This is a genomic window from Mesorhizobium sp. CA8 (genome assembly GCF_020164955.1).
Classification (GTDB): domain Bacteria; phylum Pseudomonadota; class Alphaproteobacteria; order Rhizobiales; family Rhizobiaceae; genus Mesorhizobium.
Map to the genome: position 1 here is coordinate 114,865 of NZ_JAIUHG010000015.1, position 17,264 is coordinate 132,128.

General features: G+C 65.0%; 14 protein-coding genes. 8 read left to right on the forward strand and 6 right to left on the reverse strand.

Annotated features, from left to right (window positions below; all coding sequences use genetic code 11):
• Positions 1-30: 30 nt before the first annotated feature.
• From LB553_RS17885 to LB553_RS17895, 3 genes are all read left to right on the forward strand, one after another.
• Positions 31-927: a ParB/RepB/Spo0J family partition protein gene (locus tag LB553_RS17885; RefSeq protein ID WP_224515324.1), complete on the forward strand. Its 897-nt coding sequence runs from the start codon at positions 31-33 to the stop codon at positions 925-927.
• Between the two features lie 856 nt (positions 928-1,783).
• Positions 1,784-2,410 carry a DUF1326 domain-containing protein gene (locus LB553_RS17890; RefSeq protein WP_224515390.1) on the forward strand — a complete coding sequence of 209 codons (627 nt, stop codon included), beginning with the start codon at positions 1,784-1,786 and terminating at the stop codon, positions 2,408-2,410.
• A 34-nt stretch (positions 2,411-2,444) separates the two neighbouring features.
• Positions 2,445-3,230: a DUF2182 domain-containing protein gene (locus LB553_RS17895; RefSeq protein ID WP_224515326.1), complete on the forward strand. Its 786-nt coding sequence runs from the start codon at positions 2,445-2,447 to the stop codon at positions 3,228-3,230.
• Between the two features lie 134 nt (positions 3,231-3,364).
• Here the strand turns inward: LB553_RS17895 and holA are convergent, their stop codons facing one another.
• Positions 3,365-4,411 (reverse strand): DNA polymerase III subunit delta, encoded by a 1,047-nt coding sequence (gene holA, locus LB553_RS17900; RefSeq protein ID WP_224515328.1) that lies wholly within the window; start codon positions 4,409-4,411, stop codon positions 3,365-3,367.
• A gap of 543 nt (positions 4,412-4,954) precedes the next feature.
• Here holA and LB553_RS17905 point away from each other — a divergent pair.
• From LB553_RS17905 to lpdA, 4 genes are all read left to right on the forward strand, one after another.
• On the forward strand, positions 4,955-6,187 hold the full coding sequence (locus LB553_RS17905; protein WP_224515330.1) for a 3-methyl-2-oxobutanoate dehydrogenase (2-methylpropanoyl-transferring) subunit alpha: 1,233 nt from the start codon (positions 4,955-4,957) through the stop codon (positions 6,185-6,187).
• A 2-nt stretch (positions 6,188-6,189) separates the two neighbouring features.
• Positions 6,190-7,203, forward strand: coding sequence for an alpha-ketoacid dehydrogenase subunit beta (locus tag LB553_RS17910; RefSeq protein WP_224515333.1), 1,014 nt, complete (start codon positions 6,190-6,192; stop codon positions 7,201-7,203).
• A 17-nt stretch (positions 7,204-7,220) separates the two neighbouring features.
• Positions 7,221-8,609 (forward strand): dihydrolipoamide acetyltransferase family protein, encoded by a 1,389-nt coding sequence (locus LB553_RS17915; RefSeq protein ID WP_224515335.1) that lies wholly within the window; start codon positions 7,221-7,223, stop codon positions 8,607-8,609.
• Positions 8,610-8,790: 181 nt separating this feature from the next.
• Entirely contained in the window at positions 8,791-10,188 is a 1,398-nt protein-coding gene (gene lpdA, locus LB553_RS17920) for a dihydrolipoyl dehydrogenase (protein ID WP_224515338.1), read from the forward strand.
• 169 nt (positions 10,189-10,357) lie between these two features.
• Here lpdA and LB553_RS17925 read toward each other — a convergent pair whose 3' ends face one another.
• Positions 10,358-11,461, reverse strand: coding sequence for a saccharopine dehydrogenase family protein (locus LB553_RS17925; protein ID WP_224515340.1), 1,104 nt, complete (start codon positions 11,459-11,461; stop codon positions 10,358-10,360).
• A gap of 128 nt (positions 11,462-11,589) precedes the next feature.
• Between LB553_RS17925 and LB553_RS17930 the strand changes: the two genes are divergently transcribed.
• Positions 11,590-12,018 carry an Lrp/AsnC family transcriptional regulator gene (locus LB553_RS17930; protein WP_224515343.1) on the forward strand — a complete coding sequence of 143 codons (429 nt, stop codon included), beginning with the start codon at positions 11,590-11,592 and terminating at the stop codon, positions 12,016-12,018.
• Between the two features lie 215 nt (positions 12,019-12,233).
• On the opposite strand, the gene LB553_RS17935 is transcribed toward LB553_RS17930, so the two are convergent.
• The 4 genes from LB553_RS17935 to LB553_RS17950 form a co-directional block, all read right to left on the reverse strand.
• The gene (locus tag LB553_RS17935; RefSeq protein WP_224515344.1) at positions 12,234-14,261 is read right to left on the reverse strand and encodes an aldo/keto reductase; all 2,028 of its coding nucleotides are present in this window, start codon (positions 14,259-14,261) and stop codon (positions 12,234-12,236) included.
• A 57-nt stretch (positions 14,262-14,318) separates the two neighbouring features.
• Positions 14,319-15,404, reverse strand: coding sequence for an ABC transporter ATP-binding protein (locus LB553_RS17940; RefSeq protein ID WP_224515346.1), 1,086 nt, complete (start codon positions 15,402-15,404; stop codon positions 14,319-14,321).
• 66 nt (positions 15,405-15,470) lie between these two features.
• Positions 15,471-16,307, reverse strand: a complete 837-nt coding sequence (locus tag LB553_RS17945) for a carbohydrate ABC transporter permease (RefSeq protein WP_224515348.1) — start codon at positions 16,305-16,307, stop codon at positions 15,471-15,473.
• Positions 16,304-17,164: a carbohydrate ABC transporter permease gene (locus LB553_RS17950; RefSeq protein WP_224515350.1), complete on the reverse strand. Its 861-nt coding sequence runs from the start codon at positions 17,162-17,164 to the stop codon at positions 16,304-16,306. The genes LB553_RS17945 and LB553_RS17950 overlap by 4 nt, the downstream gene beginning before the upstream one ends.
• Positions 17,165-17,264 lie beyond the last annotated feature (100 nt).

A 17,264-nucleotide genomic window follows, 5' to 3' on the forward strand; every position in this document is an offset into this window, starting at 1 on the left:
ATTCGATTCCGAAACGATCTGGACACTGTAATGAGCGAAGACCAATCGAGAAAAAGACTGGGCCGTGGGCTCGCGGCCCTGATCGGAGAAATCGATCGTCCGGCGGCGCCGGAAAAGCCGAGCCCGGCGGTGGCGGCCGACGGCAAGGTGCCGATCGAATTCGTCAGCCCGAACCCGAAGAATCCGCGCCGGCATTTCGGCGATGCCGAGCTTACCGACCTTGCCCAGTCGATACGCGAGCATGGCGTGGTGCAGCCGGTGGTGGCGCGCCCCTCGCCTTCGCACCCCGGCCGCTACGAAATCATCGCCGGCGAGCGGCGCTGGCGGGCGGCGCAGCGCGCCGGCCTGAGCGAGATCCCGATCATCGTGCGCGACGTCAATGACCGCACCGCGCTGGAGCTGGCGATCATCGAGAACGTACAGCGCGCCGATCTTAATCCGGTCGAGGAGGCGCAAGGCTATCAGCAGCTCATCGACGAGCATGGCTACACCCAGGCCGATCTCGGCCAGGTGATTGGCAAGAGCCGCAGCCATGTCGCCAACACGCTGAGGCTGTTGAAGCTGCCCAATGTCATCCAGAGCATGCTGGTCGACGGCGACCTGTCGGCCGGACATGCCCGCACGCTGGTCACCGCGGAGGACCCGGCCGAGCTTGCCAAGCGCATCGTCAAGGAGGGGCTCTCGGTGCGCCAGGCGGAAGCGCTGGCCCAGATGCCCGCCGGCCCGACGCCGGCCAAGGTGAAGTCCGCCGCGAGCCCGCCCGAGAAAGACCCCGACACGCTGGCGCTGGAGAAGCTGATGACCGACACGCTCGGCATGATCGTCAGCATCGAGCACAAGGGCAAGGGCGGCGGCACGCTCAAAGTGGATTACCGCTCGCTGGAGCAGCTCGACGAGCTCTGCCGGCGGTTGAAGGACGAGCGGTAGGCGGCTGCCGCGTAACGATATTCGCCGGCATCTGAGGTTTTGGCTTAAGGCTGCATACGCCTGATATATTGGTGATAGACAGGGCTGGCGCTTTTTGCCGGCCCTTTTTTTGGCGGCGGTGGCTGCGAAGGCGGCGGAGGCGGCTAATCTCCTCGCCTTGTGGGGAGATGCCCGGCAGGGCAGAGGGGGCGCGACGGAACGCTCTACATCTCCTGAAGCGAGCCAAGGACGAGCGGCGCAGACATTAAGGTGACTGGCGTGACTGATCAGGCCGAGGCTTGATTGCCACGTGGTTCCCCCAATCCGTCCCTGCTTCGCAGCGCCACCTTTCCCCCCTCCGGAGGGAAAGGAAGGGAGCGTTCCTGGACAGGCGTTGACGGTAAAAAGGCTTGGCGCCTTCCTCTACCCGTCGGTCGGGGAGAGGTGGCTCGGCGAAGCCGAGACGGAGTGTGGGGTCGACCAGCGCAGCATAAGACAATACATGCGCCAAGCTCCCACGTCGCCCAAAACCAGCGGCTTGGAAATGTGCGCATGCCGTAGCGAAAAAGGGGAGATCAGCCGGCATCGCGGTTTTCGCCAATCACAGGCGGCGACCGACGCTACATTGCGGCCGCGGCTCTTTATCCGGCCGCGCTTGATCGTTGCCTGGACGAGAAGGTGTTGGATTCAGCGCCGGCGCCCTCCGCTTGACAGCCTAGGGCAACGGCGTACCTTGTATTAGTCCAAACTAAATCATGCCCTGGCGTGCCGATCAGTCGCGATGAGGGCTATCTGCCGTTCCGATCGTGTTCGTGGAAACGGCACCGCCCCGCCGAAGCGATGTGCCCGACGCGCCTGACGCAAACGGGAGGTGGAAATGGCGGTCAGTTGGCGATTGTCCGGAAATTATTTCGAGAACTGCAGCTGCGATGTCGTGTGTCCGTGCCTGCTGTCCACCAAGGCGCAGCTGACATCGAAGCCGACGAAAGGCGTTTGCGACGTCGCTCTGGTCTTTCATATCGACAAGGGCAATTACGGCGACGTCCAATTGGATGGGCTCAACGTCGCGATGGTTGCGCACACGCCGGGTCCCATGGCGGACGGCAATTGGACGGCCGCCGCCTATATCGACGAACGCGCGAATGACAGGCAAACAGAAGCGCTGGGCGCCATCTTCACCGGTGCGGCCGGTGGGCCGATGGCTGCTTTGGCGCCGATGATCAGCACCAACCTCGGAGCCAAGAAGGTGCCGATCACATACCAGGTCGACGGCAAGAAGCGGTCGGTGGAGATTGCCGGCGTGATGCAGCTCGCGGTCGAACCGCTGCCGACAATGCGTGAGGATGGCGAGATGTGGGTGGCCTCCGGCCATCCCGTCAATCCTGACTGGCTCGGTCTGGCAATGGGGATGGAAGGCAATACTTTCAGCGATCATGGCATGAGTTGGGACAACTCCCGCCGGAACGGACACTACGCCCCGATCAACTGGTCCGGCCAGCAGTAGTTCTTGCTGCGCATAGTCGGGACGAGCATCGCCGATGCTGACGTTGCAGCGAAACATTGTCCTCGCGCTGCTGATCGCAGCCGCAGCGGCGGCGTGGGCCGTGCTTGTCCGGCAGCAGACGGGCATGGACGCGGGCATGCGCATGGACATGTACTCACCCACCATGGGCATGACGGCCGCGCTCTTTGTTGCCGTCTGGTTGATCATGATGATTGCCATGATGTTTCCGGCGGCCGCGCCAATGATCCTGACCTTTCACCAGGTCCAGAGCGGCAAACGGGGGCGCGGCCAGGCGTTTGTCTCGACCTGGGTGTTCGTGGCCGGGTACATGCTGGTTTGGGCGTCGACGGGCGTTCTCGCCTTTGCCGGCGCGGCGGGCGCGGAGATGCTTGCTGCGCATGCGGGATTGGCCGCAGCGACAGCCGCGCGCATCGGCGGCGCGTTGCTGATGGTGGCGGGCGCCTATCAACTCTCCCCGTTGAAAGATCTGTGCCTCGCCAAATGCCGCTCGCCGATCGGTTTCATCCTGACCTCATGGCGCGATGGGCGCTGGGGGGCGGTGCGCATGGGCCTGCAGCATGGGCTCTTTTGCCTGGGCTGTTGCTGGCTGTTGTTTCTCGCCCTGTTTCCGCTCGGGATCATGAACGTCGCTGCAATGGCTGTGGTCACGCTGCTGGTCTTTGCGGAGAAGACGCTCCCGTATGGAGAGCGGATAGCGAAGGTGTCGGGCGTCGCCCTGCTTCTTTACGGCGCGGCGGTGCTGGTCTTTCCGCAGGCGCTGCCAACCTTCCAGCCGGTGGACACGATGACGATGAACTGATCGGAGGCGACCCTCGGACGAAAGGATCGCCGCGCACGGATCGCCAGCGTTATCGCTCGTGCCGGAACGCGTTGACGCCTCACGCGAGGCCCCCTCTGTCGCCTGCGGCGACATCTCCCCCTCAAGGGGGGAGATCAGCCGCGTTGCCCCAGCCTCGCGCTTTCGATGGCGATGCCGAGCAGCGCCTGCCGGGCCAGCGCTTCCGACAGATCGGGTCGTTTGCGTGTCTGCAGAACAGCCGTCTGCAGTCGGCCCAGCGCGCGGCCGAGCGCCTCGCTGTTCCAGCGTTCCAGCGTCTTTTCCACCAGCTTGCGACGCAAGAAGAAGACGGGCGGCCGGGCGCCGGCGACGACCGAGGCGGCATTGCGGCCGCCGGTCTCCATCTGAGCGCGCATCAGCTGGATCGCCTGCAATTGCCGCATCGCCGAGGACAGCACCAGGAAGGGATGGCCGCCCGATTGGCAGTGGCGGTTGAAGGCGATGTCGAAGTCGCCGGCCTTGCCGTCCAGCATGGCGTCGACCGCGGCGTCGAAGGAAGCGCCGGAGACATCGCCGGACAGCGCGTTGACGTCGTCGACGTCGATTTCCTTGTGGCCGTGCGCATAAAGCACCAGCTTCTCGATCTCGCCGCGCGAGGCAAGCCGATCGCCGCCGAGATTGCGCCGCAGCGCCTGGCGCGCGTCCAGCGTCATCGACATGCCGGCCTTGCGCAGTTCGTCGTCGATCACCGTATCCAGGTCGCGGGCCTCATCAGCGTAGCAGGGCAAGGCGATCGCGTTGCCCGCGGCCTCGACGATGGCCCTGAGGCCCGTGCCTTTCTTCAGGTCGCCGGCCTCGATGAGGATGATGGCGTCGCGCGCGGGCTCGGCGGTCAGCGCCTTGATGTCGTCGGCCAGCGCCTTCTGGCCGCTGGCGTTGCGCACCCAAAGCAGCCGCCGGTCGGAAAACATCGGCACCGTGCGCGCTTCGTCGAGCAGGCGGCCTTCGTCGCGGTCGACTTCGGCGCCGTCCAGCCTGACGACGGAGAACGGGTCGTCGAGCGGCAGGCCGGTTTTCGCGGCGAAGGTTTTCGCCCGCTCGGCGACAAGGCCGCGGTCTGGACCGTAAAGCAGGACGATTCCCATGGCCGGATCCGGCCTCGCCAGCCACGAATCGACCTCGTATCCCTTCTTCTGTGCCATGCCAGGTGGGTTAGCACGGGGCGGAGGCCGAGTGAACGGAGAAGCGGCCGGCCTCTCTCGTCATTCTCGGGCTTGACCCGAGAATCCATGCCGTGACCTCTGTCGAGGGCGCAAGGGTGCAGAATATTCTGTAACTGCTGCAACGCCTTAACGCCACGGCATGGATTCTAGGGTCTACGCGCGTCGCTCCGCTCCTTGCTCCGCCTTAGAATGACGATCCTAAAGTAGCGCCTGTCACGCCCGCCTCTGCTCTGCCGGGCGTCTCTCCCACGACGGGGAGATTAACTGCGGCGGCCGCCGCGCATGCATAGGTTGTCTTTTCTGGCGGCAATCGCCCCGCAAACTTCCGCCAAATTGCGCGGCGGGCAAAAACATCGACAAGAAATTTCGTCGCCATATCTGCATCTTGTCGCTTGCGTACCGCATTGCTCAGCCGAGCTGACGGCCCGGGAGGAAGGCCGTGCCGAGGTCCGGCGAATTGGCACTGGTCTGGCGGCGCGGATGTGCAAAGATCGCACCGGCAACATTGGAGGATGTGAGCTCATGGCCGACGCTGGACTGTTGCGCTTCCATGTCCCCGAGCCCGAGGTGCGGCCCGGCGGCACGCCCGATTTCTCGAATGTGACCATCCCCAAGGCCGGCTCGGTGCCGCGTCCGGAGATCGACGTCGATCCGCGCAGCATCCGCGACATGGCTTTCTCCATCATCCGCGTGCTGAACCGCGCCGGCGAGGCCGTCGGGCCGTGGGCCGGGCTGCTCGGCGACGAGGAATTGCTCGAAGGCCTGCGCCATATGGTGACGCTGAGGACCTTCGATGCGCGCATGCAGATGGCGCAGCGCCAGGGCAAGACCTCCTTCTACATGCAGCATCTGGGCGAAGAGGCGGTGAGCTGTGCTTTCCGCAAGGCGCTGAGGCCCGGCGACATGAACTTCCCGACCTACCGGCAAGCCGGCCTTTTGATCGCCGACGGCTATCCGATGGTCATGATGATGAACCAGATCTATTCCAACGAGGCCGATCCGCTGAAGGGCCGGCAATTGCCGATCATGTATTCGTCGAAGGAGCACGGCTTCTTCTCGATCTCCGGCAATCTGGCGACGCAGTATATCCAGGCGGTCGGCTGGGCGATGGCCTCGGCCATCTCCAACGATTCGCGCATCGCCGCCGCCTGGATCGGCGACGGCTCCACGGCCGAGTCAGACTTTCATGCTGCGCTGGTGTTTGCTTCGACCTACAAGGCGCCTGTCGTGCTCAACGTCGTCAACAACCAGTGGGCGATCTCGACCTTCCAGGGAATCGCGCGCGGCGGCTCCGGCACCTTTGCCGCGCGCGGGCTCGGCTTCGGGATCCCGTCGCTGCGCGTCGACGGCAATGACTATCTCGCCGTCCATGCCGTGGCCAAATGGGCGGCGGAGCGGGCGCGCGCCAATCTCGGGCCGACGCTGGTCGAATACGTCACCTACCGCGCCGGCGCGCATTCGACCTCCGACGATCCGTCGGCCTACCGGCCGAAGGCCGAGTCCGACGCCTGGCCGCTCGGCGATCCGGTGATCCGGCTGAAGAACCATCTCATCCACAAAGGCGTTTGGTCGGAACAGCGCCATACGCAGGCGGAAGCCGAGATTCTCGAGACGGTGATCGCGGCGCAGAAGGAAGCCGAAAGCCACGGCACGCTGCATGCCGGCGGCAAGCCGTCGACGCGCGACATGTTCGAAGGCGTCTATGCCGAGATGCCGCCGCATCTGAGACGCCAGCGCCAGCAGGCGGGGGTCTGATCATGCCCAGGCGTACAATGATCGAGGCGATCCGTGACGCCATGGACGTATCGATGGGGCGCGACAGCCAAGTCATCGTCTATGGCGAGGATGTCGGCTTTTTCGGCGGCGTCTTCCGCGCCACGCAAGGCTTGCAGGCCAAATACGGCAAGAGCCGCTGCTTCGACGCGCCGATCAGCGAGTCCGGCATCGTCGGTTCGGCCATCGGCATGGCCGCCTATGGGCTGCGGCCTTGCGTCGAGGTGCAGTTTGCCGACTATGTTTACCCGGCCTACGACCAGATCGTATCGGAGGCGGCGCGCTTGCGTTACCGTTCGAACGGCGACTTCACCTGCCCGATCGTGGTGCGCATGCCGACCGGCGGCGGCATTTTCGGCGGCCAGACGCACAGCCAGAGCCCGGAAGCGCTGTTCACCCATGTCTCGGGCCTGAAGGTGATCGTGCCCTCCAATCCGCACGACGCCAAGGGATTGCTGATCGCGGCGATCGAGGATCCGGATCCGGTGATCTTCCTCGAGCCGAAGCGGCTCTATAACGGCCCGTTCGACGGCCACCACGACAAACCGGTGACGCCATGGTCGAAGCATGAGCTCGGCGAGGTCGCCGATGGTCATTACACGATCCCGCTCGGCAAGGCGGCGATACGCAGGCAAGGCTCGGCGGTCACCGTGCTCGCTTACGGCACGATGGTCTATGTCGCGCAGGCAGCGGCCGAGGAGACCGGCATCGACGCCGAGGTGATCGACCTCAGGACGCTGCTGCCGCTCGATCTTGAGGCGATCGTCGCATCGGTGAAGAAGACCGGTCGCTGCGTCGTCGTGCACGAGGCGACGCTGACCTCCGGCTTCGGCGCCGAGCTGGCGGCGCTGGTGCAGGAGAACTGCTTCTATCATCTGGAAGCGCCGGTGGCGCGGGTCGCCGGCTGGGACACGCCCTATCCGCATGCGCAGGAATGGGATTATTTCCCCGGTCCGGCGCGAGTCGGGCGCGCGCTGATCGAAACATTGGAAGCTTAGAGGGGGGGAGGCCTGAGATGGGCGAGCACGTCATAAAGCTTCCCGATGTCGGCGAAGGCGTCGCCGAGGCCGAGCTTGTCGAGTGGCACGTCAAGGTCGGCGACCTTGTGCGCGAGGACACGGTTCTCGCCGCCGTCATGACCGACAAGGCAACCGTCGAAATCCCCTCGCCGGTCGACGGCGAGATCCTGTGGCTGGGCGCCGAGATCGGCGACACGGTGGCGATCGGCTCGCCGATCGTGCGGCTGAAGGTGGCCGGCGAAGGCAATGTGAAAAACACGTCGCCAGGCGAGAGTGGTGCCGACGGCATGCCCGCTGGGGCGAGCCATGGCGATCGTCTTCCCCTCCAGCCTGCGCAAGACGCAGCGCCGCCATCCTCGGGCTTGTCCCGAGGATCCGCTGGTTCCCCGGAACTGGCGGCGTCGCATCCACGCAGGTCGGCAGATCCTCGGGACAAGCCCGAGGATGACGGCGTTAAAAAGAATCGCGCCATGCTCAGCCTTTCGGGCGAGCCGCGCGCGGAGGGCAAGAAGCCGCTTGCCTCGCCTGCCGTCCGCCTGCGCGCCAAGGAAGCCGGCATCGATCTGCGCCAAGTGACGGGCAGCGGTCCGGCCGGGCGCATCAGCCATGAGGACATCGACGCGTTCCTCGCGCGCGGCCCGCAAGTCGCCCGCCCCACCGGACTTGCCCGGAAGGACGGCGTCGAGGACATCAAGGTCGTCGGTCTCCGGCGCAAGATCGCCGAAAAGATGTCGCTGGCGAAATCGCGCATCCCGCATATCACCTATGTCGAGGAGATCGACGTCACCGCATTGGAAGAATTGCGGGCAACCCTCAACAAGGAGAAGCGCGGCGCCAAGGGGACGGAAAGGCCCAAGCTGACGCTGCTGCCATTCCTGATGCGGGCGATGGTTAAGGCGATTGGCGAGCAGCCGAACCTCAACGCCTTGTTCGACGACGATGCCGGCATCATCCACCGATATGAAGGCATCCACATCGGCATCGCCGCGCAGACGACGAACGGGCTGGTGGTGCCGGTCGTGAAACATGCCGAGGCGCGCGACCTGTGGGATTGTGCGGCAGAGGTCAACCGGCTGGCCGATGCGGCCAAGGCCGGCACGGCGAGCCGCGAGGAGCTTTCCGGCTCGACCATCACCATCACCTCGCTCGGCGCCATGGGCGGCTTGGCGACGACGCCGGTCATCAACTACCCGGAAGTGGCGATCGTCGGCGTCAACAAGATGATGGTGCGGCCGGTGTGGGACGGCACGCAGTTCATCCCGCGCAAGATGATGAACCTGTCGTCCAGCTTCGACCACCGCGTCATCGACGGCTGGGATGCCGCGGTGTTCGTGCAGCGCATCAAGGCGCTGCTGGAGACGCCGGCGCTGATCTTTGTGGATTGAACATGACAATGGTCGCAAAGACCCCCTCACCCGGATTGCCAGCCGAATTGCGAAGAGCAATTCGGGGCAATCCGACCTCTCCCCGAGGGGAGAGGAGGTCGCCGGCGCCTCCACTTGGGGAGAAGGTGGCCGCGAAGCGGCCGGATGAGGGGGTCTCCTCCAACCCAAATGGCGTGGCCCCATGAAAGAAATCTCCTGCAAGCTGCTTGTCATCGGCGCCGGGCCGGGCGGCTATGTCTGCGCCATTCGCGCCGGACAGCTCGGCGTCGACACGGTCATCGTCGAGTTCGGCAAGCCGGGCGGCACCTGCCTCAATGCCGGCTGCATCCCGTCCAAGGCGCTCATCCATGCCGCGGAAGAGTTCGGGAAAATTGCGCATATGGCCGGCGGCAAGGATCCGCTGGGCATCAAGGTCGGTGCGCCGACGCTCGACCTGACCAAGACCATAGCATGGAAAGACGGCATCGTTAGCCGGCTCAACAGCGGCGTGGCCGGACTTTTGAAAAAGGCCAAGGTGAAAACCGTGCAAGGCTGGGCGACGTTCCGGGACGGCAAGACCGTCGAGGTCGAGACCGAGACCGGCACGCAGGTCATCCACGCGGAGACCGTGGTGATCGCCACCGGCTCGGCGCCGGTCGAATTGCCGTTCCTGCCTTTCGGCGGCCCGGTCATCTCGTCCACCGAGGCGCTGTCGCTCAGCGAAGTGCCGGAGAAGCTCGCGGTCGTCGGCGGCGGCTATATCGGGTTGGAGCTCGGCATGGCCTTCGCCAAGATGGGCGCCAAGGTCACCGTGGTCGAAGCCCTGCCGCGCGTGCTCACCCAATATGATGCGGAACTCACCCGACCCGTGCTTAAGCGGCTTGGCGAGCTCGGCGTCGAGGTGATGCTGGGCGTCAAGGCCAAGGGATTGTCGACCAAGGGCGATGCGCTGCTGGTCGAAACCGCCGAGGGCAAGAACGCCAAGGTCACCGCCGGCAGGATCCTGGTCACGGTCGGCCGCAAGCCGCTGACCGAAGGCTGGGGTTTGGATCAGATCGACCTCGACATGGCAGGAAAATTCATCCGCATCGACGACCAGTGCCGCACCTCGATGCGCGGCATTTTTGCCATCGGCGACGTCACCGGCGAGCCGATGCTGGCGCATCGGGCGATGGCGCAGGGCGAGATGGTGGCCGAGATCGTCGCCGGTCATAAAAGAAGCTGGGACAAGCGCGCCATTCCCGCGATCTGCTTCACCGATCCGGAGCTGGTCGCCGCCGGTCTCACGCCGGAAGAGGCGAAAGCGTTCGCCGGCGAGATCAAGATCGGGCAGTTCCCCTTCGCCGCCAACGGCCGCGCGATGACGACGCAGGGCGAGGACGGGTTTGTGCGAGTCGTGGCGCGTGCCGACAACCATCTGGTGCTGGGCATCCAGGCGGTCGGGCAGGGCGTGTCGGAACTGGCGGCGGCGTTCGGCCTGGCGCTCGAGATGGGCGCGCGGCTGGAAGACATCGCCGGCACCATCCATGCGCATCCCAGCCAAGGCGAAGGCTTCCAGGAAGCGGCGCTGAAGGCGCTGGGCCACGCGCTGCATGTTTAGGGCAGCGTAATCTCCCCCCTTGAGGGGGAGATGGCCGGCAGGCCAGAGGGGGTCGGTGCGACTGGATGCGACCTCCCTTGCGGACAGATGGAGGTTAGCGCTCCACGCGCGGGGACCCCCTCTGTCGCCTTCGGCGACATCTCCCCCTCGAGGGGGGAGATTATACAGCTCAGCTCGCCAGCCGGCTGACCATCTCGTGCTGGGCGTAGGCGCGGCCGAAGCGGTTGGCTAGGAAGGCGTCGAGGGCGATGTCTTCCTGGCGGACAAAACCCTTCGCCGGCAGGCTGCCGTCGGCCAGCATGTCGAGCGCGGCGCAGATACCTGAGGCGGTGGTGATCTGGATGGCGCTGCGCACGATGCTGCCGACGCGCTGCGAATAGATCTTGTTGGCGTAGGTCTCCTGCAGCAGGCGGCCGTTGCGGCGGCCCGAAACGGTGACGAAGACGATGACCACGTCCTGCAGCGTCGCCGGCAGGGCGCTCTCGAAGATGTCCTTCAGCACGTCCCGGCGGTGGCGGAGCCCAAGGTCGTTGAGCAGCGCCTTCATGATCGCGGCGTGACCGGGATAGCGGATGGTGCGGTAGTTCAGCGTGCGCACCTTGCCCTTCAGCGTCTCGGCCAAAGTGCCGAGGCCGCCGGAGGTGTTGAAGGCCTCATAGGTGACGCCGTCGAGCGAGAATTCCTCGCGCTCCTCCAGCGGCGGCACCTCGATCAGCTCGCCCTCGACGATCGCCTCGCAGGGCTCGCAATATTCGTTGATGACACCGTCGGTGCTCCAGGTGAGGTTGTAGTTCAGCGCGTTGGACGGATATTGCGGCAGCGCGCCGACGCGCATGCGCACGCTTTCCAGCGTGTCGAAGCGGCTGGCGAGGTCGTTGGCCACGATCGAGATGAAGCCCGGCGCCAGGCCGCATTGCGGGATGAAGGCGCTTTTGGCGTCACGCGCCAGCTCCTTGACGCGACGGGTCGAGACGACGTCCTCGGTGAGGTCGAGATAATGCACGCCGGTGGCGGCGGCCGCCTCGGCAATGCGCGTGGTGAGGTGGAAGGGCGCGGCGCTGAGCACGGCGAACTTGCCGGCAAGCACTTTCTCGAGCTCACCCGAGGCAGTGATGTCGAGCTCCTTCGTCGCAACGCCGGCCGGCAGTTCGGCGGCGGCAAGCTGGGCGGCCGAGCGGTCGACCAGCGTGACGTAGTAGTCGCCCGTGGCGCTCAGCATTTCAGCGATGGTCGAGCCGATCTTGCCGGCGCCGACGACAACGATGTTCTTCATGATCATATCCCCTGCCAATACTGATTTCGATGTGGCGGGAATCCTCGCAGCTTGCCTGTCGAAAGGAAGCGTGGAATCTGGCAATATGAAGCTGAACTTTGAGCGATATGCCGAAAGGTTTCGTCGAAATGATCAGTGAAGCCGAACAGGCGCTGCTTACCTTGTTGCGCGCCAATGCCCGCGCCTCGACCGCCGAGCTCGCGCGCCAGCTCGGCGTGTCGCGCACCACGGTGCAGAGCCGCATCGAGCGGCTGGAGCAGCGCGGCATCATCACGGGCTATGGGGTCAGGCTGTCGCCCGATTATGAGCAAGGGCTGGTCAAGGCGCATGTGCTGCTCACCGTCACGCCGAAGCTCGCCGACAACGTGGTGCGCAGCCTCGCGGCGATGCCCCCGGTCCGCACGGTGCATTCGGTGAGCGGCAATTTCGACATGATCGTCATCGTCGACGCGCCGTCGATCCGCGACCTCGACGCGCTGCTCGACAAGATTGGGGCGATGGATGGGGTCGAGCGGACGTCGTCGTCGATTATTCTGTCGACAAGGTTGGATCGGTAGGCGGGGGTCTGAGATGTTGGCGGGCGACGAAGCTGCCGATCTCCCCCCTTGCGGGGGAGATGGCCGGCAGGCCAGAGGGGGTGTGACGGAACGCTACCTGGCCCAGGTCGTCACGCTGCCTCAGCTTGTAGCCGGTTGGAGAGGTCGGCGGGACAGCACCCCTCTCTGCCTTGCCTGGCCGTCACGGCGGGTTTCGCTAATCTCCAGCGTCAGCGCTAAGCCCTCCGTCTCTCCGGCCCCTCATCCAGCCATGCCACATCCTCCGACGTCAGCTTGATATCCAGCGCCCTAAGACTGTCTTCAAGCTCGTCCAGCGTGCGCGGGCCGATCAGCGGCACCGACGGGAAGGGTTGCGCCAGGACATAGGCGAGCGCGACATGGATCGGGCTCTTGCCGAGTTTGCGCGCCAGTTCGATGGCGCGGTCGCGGCGGCCGAAATTCTTTTCCGAATACCAGACCCGCACCAGCTCCTCATTCTCGGTCCGGTCGCGGCCGGCGCGGTCGGTGAAAAAGCCTCGGCCCTGGCTCGACCAGGCGAAGCTCGGCATCTGCCTTGCCGTCAGCCAGGCTTTCCAGTCATCCGTGGAAGAGGTGACGCAGCCGGGCCAGATCGGCTCCAGCATCTCGGCCAGCGAGAAATTGTTGGAGAGCGCGCCGGGCTTTTGCTTGCCGTTCTTCTCGGCATAGGCGATCGCTTCGTCCATGCGCTCCATCGTCCAGTTGGAGCCGCCGAATAGGCCGCGGATGCGGCCGGCCTTGGCCTCTGCGTCCATCGCGTCGACGAATTCGCCGACCGGCACGTCGGGATTGTCGCGATGCATGAAATAGATGTCGACGTGGTCGGTCTGCAGCCGGTCAAGCGACTGCGCCAGCTGCTTCGCAATCACATCGGGATAACAGAGCGGCGAATGCGCGCCCTTGGCGATGATCACCGACTGCTCGCGCACGCCGCGATTCCTGAGCCATTGGCCAAGCAGCGTCTCGGTGTAGCCGGCGGCATAGACGTAGCCGGTGTCGAACAGATTGCCGCCAGCCTCGAAATAGGCGTCGAGCAGGATGGAGCCGGAGGAGAAGGTGCGGAAATCCTCGAAGCCGAGCGCCAGAAGCGACACTGCGCGCGGCAGGCCGGGGATGGCGCGCTTGCTGATGGCGGTGCCGTTGGTCCGCAGCGGTCGGCCGGAGAGGGTGTTGATGCGCTTAGCCGGCTTTTCGATGTCATATTCCAGCCCGACCGCGTGGCGCCATTTGTCGAGGACGCGCAGCGTGCCGAGGCTGTCGGACCAACCCATGCCTGGCCAGGCGAACTCCTGCCGTCCGGCAAGGATCGCCTCGCCGGCGGCATCGACCTCGAAGGAATAGAGGTGGCGAGTCTCGCCGAGGCTGATCACCTCGCGAGCCGCCCCGGACCGGATCACCTCGATCCGGCCCGGTCCGACGTCGCGGTTGCCACCGGCGAACCAGAAATCGGGCACCTCGATCTGGCCCTTGGTGCCGAAGATGCGCAGCACATTGTCCTGGTCGAGCGAAATGCTGCAGGAGACCTCGGCGACGATGCCGTTGGCGAAGGTGAGCAGCGCGGAGGCCCACTCGTCGACACCGGACTGGCCGAGATGGGCAGCGCCCACCACCTTGACGGGCTCGAGGAAGGGCTGACCTGCCCCTGCGCCCGCGATCAGCCGCGCCATCGATACCGGATAGCCGCCGACATCGAGAATGCCGCCGCCGGCGAGGTCATTGGCATAGAGCCGGTGCTCGGGCATGAAGCCCGGCATGGCGAAGCCGAAGCTTGACTTGATCATACGTACCTCGCCGATGGCGCCCGATTTGATCAGCTCGACCAGCTTCAACGTCTGCGGGTGCAGCCGGTACATGAAGGCTTCGCCGAGAAACGTGCCGGCCTTACGCGCCGCATGCATCATGGCGTCGGCCTCGAAGGCAGTCAGCGCCAGCGGCTTTTCGCACAAGACATGCTTGCCGGCTTCCGCCGCCTTGATCGCCCATTCGGCATGGCCGGGATGCGGGATCGAAATGTAGACCGCGTCGACGTTTTTGTCGGCGAGCAGCGCGTCATAGCCGTCGAGGATGCGCGCGCCCGGAAAGGTCTGGGCCAAGCCCGGCTTGGCGGGATTGCGGGCTCCGAGCGCGGCCAGTTCGCCGTTGCGCGACCCTGCCACTCCGCCGGCAAAGGATTTGGCGATGCTGCCGGGTCCGAGAATGCCCCAGCGGATTTTTCCAGATGTCATGTCGAATTCTCCATGGTCGCCGCCACGCCTGGCATGCCGGCAAAGATAATTTGCGGGTCAGCGGATCCTTGCGCCCGCCTTGTCGAAGAGCAGCGCCCGTTCCGTCTTGATCGAGACCGTGAAATGGTCGCCGCTGGCGCGCTGGCGCGAGGCCTCGCGCTCGACGATCAGCTCTTCGGGTCCGGCGTTGGCGTAGACGTAGCTGACGGAACCGAGATGCTCGGCGACATCGGCCTTGACCGGGATGTCGCAATCGCCCTCGCCGGCCTCGAAGAAATGCTCCGGCCTGACGCCGAGCACCACCTCGGCGCCGAGGGCTGGAAAAGTCTCGCAAAGCGGCTTGCGCAATCTGGCGCCGCCGTGATGGGCGAGCTCGATAATCGCGGCGCTGTTCGTCGTCTCGACGACCTTGGCGCTGAGGAAATTCATCTTCGGCGAGCCGATGAAGCCGGCGACGAAACGGTTGGCCGGGTCGTCATAGAGATCGAGCGGCGCGCCGATCTGCTCGACATTGCCGGCCTTGAGCACGACGATGCGGTCGGCCAGCGTCATCGCCTCGGTCTGGTCGTGCGTCACATAGATCATGGTGACGCCGAGCTCCTTGTGCAGGCGCGAGATCTCGACCCGCATCTGGACCCTGAGCTCGGCGTCGAGATTGGAGAGCGGCTCGTCGAACAGGAAGACCTGCGGCTCGCGCACGATGGCGCGGCCGATGGCGACGCGCTGGCGCTGGCCGCCGGATAATTGCTTCGGCCGGCGCTGCATCAATTCGTCGATGCGCAGGATTTCCGCCGCTCGCTTCACCCGGCGCTCGGTGTCGGCCTTCGGATTGCCGTTCATCCTGAGACCGAAGCTGAGGTTCTGCTCGACCGTCATGTGCGGATAGAGCGCGTAGGACTGGAACACCATGGCGATGCCGCGGTCGGCCGGCTCGACATCGTTGATCACCTTGCCGCCGATGGCGATGTCGCCGCCGCTGATGTCCTCCAGCCCGGCAATCATCCTCAGAAGCGTGGACTTGCCGCAGCCGGAGGGGCCGACGAAGACGACGAACTCGCCGTCGGCGATGTCGATGTTGGCGCCGTGGACGACTTCAAAGATGCCGAAGCGTTTGACGACGTTGGTGAGGGTGACGGCCGCCATGTTAGAGCGAGATGTAGCTAGGGTGGATCATTCTGTGTCCCGGTGGGCGAGGCATCTCGCGCTTTCCTATTTGACCGCGCCGGCGGCGATGCCGGCGATGAAATGACGCTGCAACAGCACGAAGACGACGAGCATCGGCACCGTCAGCATGACGGCGCCGGCCATGATGCCGCCCCACGAAACCTTGGTCAGGCCGATCAGCGTGCCGAGCGCCACCGGCGCGGTCATAGCGCCCGGCTGGCTGTTGATCAGCAGCGGCCAGAGATAGTTGTTCCACGAGGCGAGGAAGAGGATGATCGCGAGCGCCGCCAGCATCGGGCGGGCCAGCGGCAGCGCCACGAACAGGAAGATGCGCCATTCCTTGACGCCTTCGACGCGGGCGGCGTCGAACAGCTCGGCCGGCATCATCGAGAAAGCCTGGCGCATGAAGAGCACGCCCAGCGAATTGAACAGCGGCGGCACGATCAGCGCGATCCAGGTGTTGGCCAAAGCGAAGTCGCGCGCCACCATGATGAATTGCGGGATCAGCACCACCGCATAGGGAAGCGTGATGGTGCCGAAGATGATGGCGACGACCGCGCCCTTGCCGTGGAACTCGTAGCGCGCCAGCGCCCAGCCGGCCATCGAGGTGAGCAGCACCGACAGCACGGTGTAGGTCACCGCGACCGAGACCGAGATGCCGATGGCGCCGATGAAATTGGTGTCGCGCTGCAGGTTGGCGACATTGTCGAGGAAATTGTCGTGCGGCAGGAGCTCGATGCCGGGGCTGAAGATGCCGTTGTCGGGCATGGTGGAGAACACCACCATCATCCACAGCGGAAACAGCCAGACCAGCGCCAGCGGCGTCAGGAAAAGATGCAGCGCAATGCTCCGCCCGAGCCGCCTTTGGGAGCGCGAAGTCATTTCGGTTCCCTCATCAGCCAGAGCTGCACCAGGGTGATGGCGATGGCGAGCCCGGCCATGGTGTAAGCGACGGCCGAGGCGTAGCCGAAATTGAGCGAGCGGAAACCCTGGCGGTAAAGCAGCAGCCCGAGCGTCTCGGTGCCGCCGCCCGGCCCGCCGCGCTCCGTGATCAGGAACGGCTCGGTGAAGAGCTGCATGGTGCCGATGATCGACAGAACGGCGCAAAAGACGATGACCGGCTTCAGCAGCGGCAAAGTGATGTAGAAGAACTGCCTCAGCTTGCTGACGCGGTCGAGCGTCGCGGCCTCGTAGACGTCCTCTGGGATCGACTGCAGGCCGGCCAGGATGATGATGGCGTTGTAGCCGGCCCAGCGCCAGGTCACCGCGATCATGATCAGCGCCATGGCCGGCGTGACGTTGGAAAACCAGTCGATCTTGGCCAGGCCGACGCTCTCCAGGAGCTTGTTGACGATGCCGAAATCGAGGCTGAACATCAGCCGGAAGACGGCCGAATAGGCGACCTCGCCGACCACCACGGGCGCGAAGAAAGCGAAGCGGTAGAGGCCGCGGGCCTTCAGGAGCGGCGAGTTCAGAAGCACCGCCATGACGATCGCCAGCGCAATCATCACCGGCACCTGGATGACAAGGATCAGCAGCGTGTTCTTCAGCGCATTGTAGAAGGCGGGGTCGCCGATAAGGCGACCCCAGTTGAAGGTCGGCGCGAAGCGCCACGGCACGGTGCGGGTCGCCTGGAAGGAGATGATGAAGGAAGAGATGATCGGCCAAATCCAGAAGATGGCGAAGATCAGAAGGTAAGGCGTGAGGAAGCGGTACGCGGTGGCGTTCTGGGTGCGCATTCTTCCTCCTTTCGTCTGTCTTTCCCTTCTCCCCCGGTGGGAGAGGGTGGCCGCGAAGCGGCCGGATGAGGGTGTTCCAGGGAACGCCAACGTCTCACTC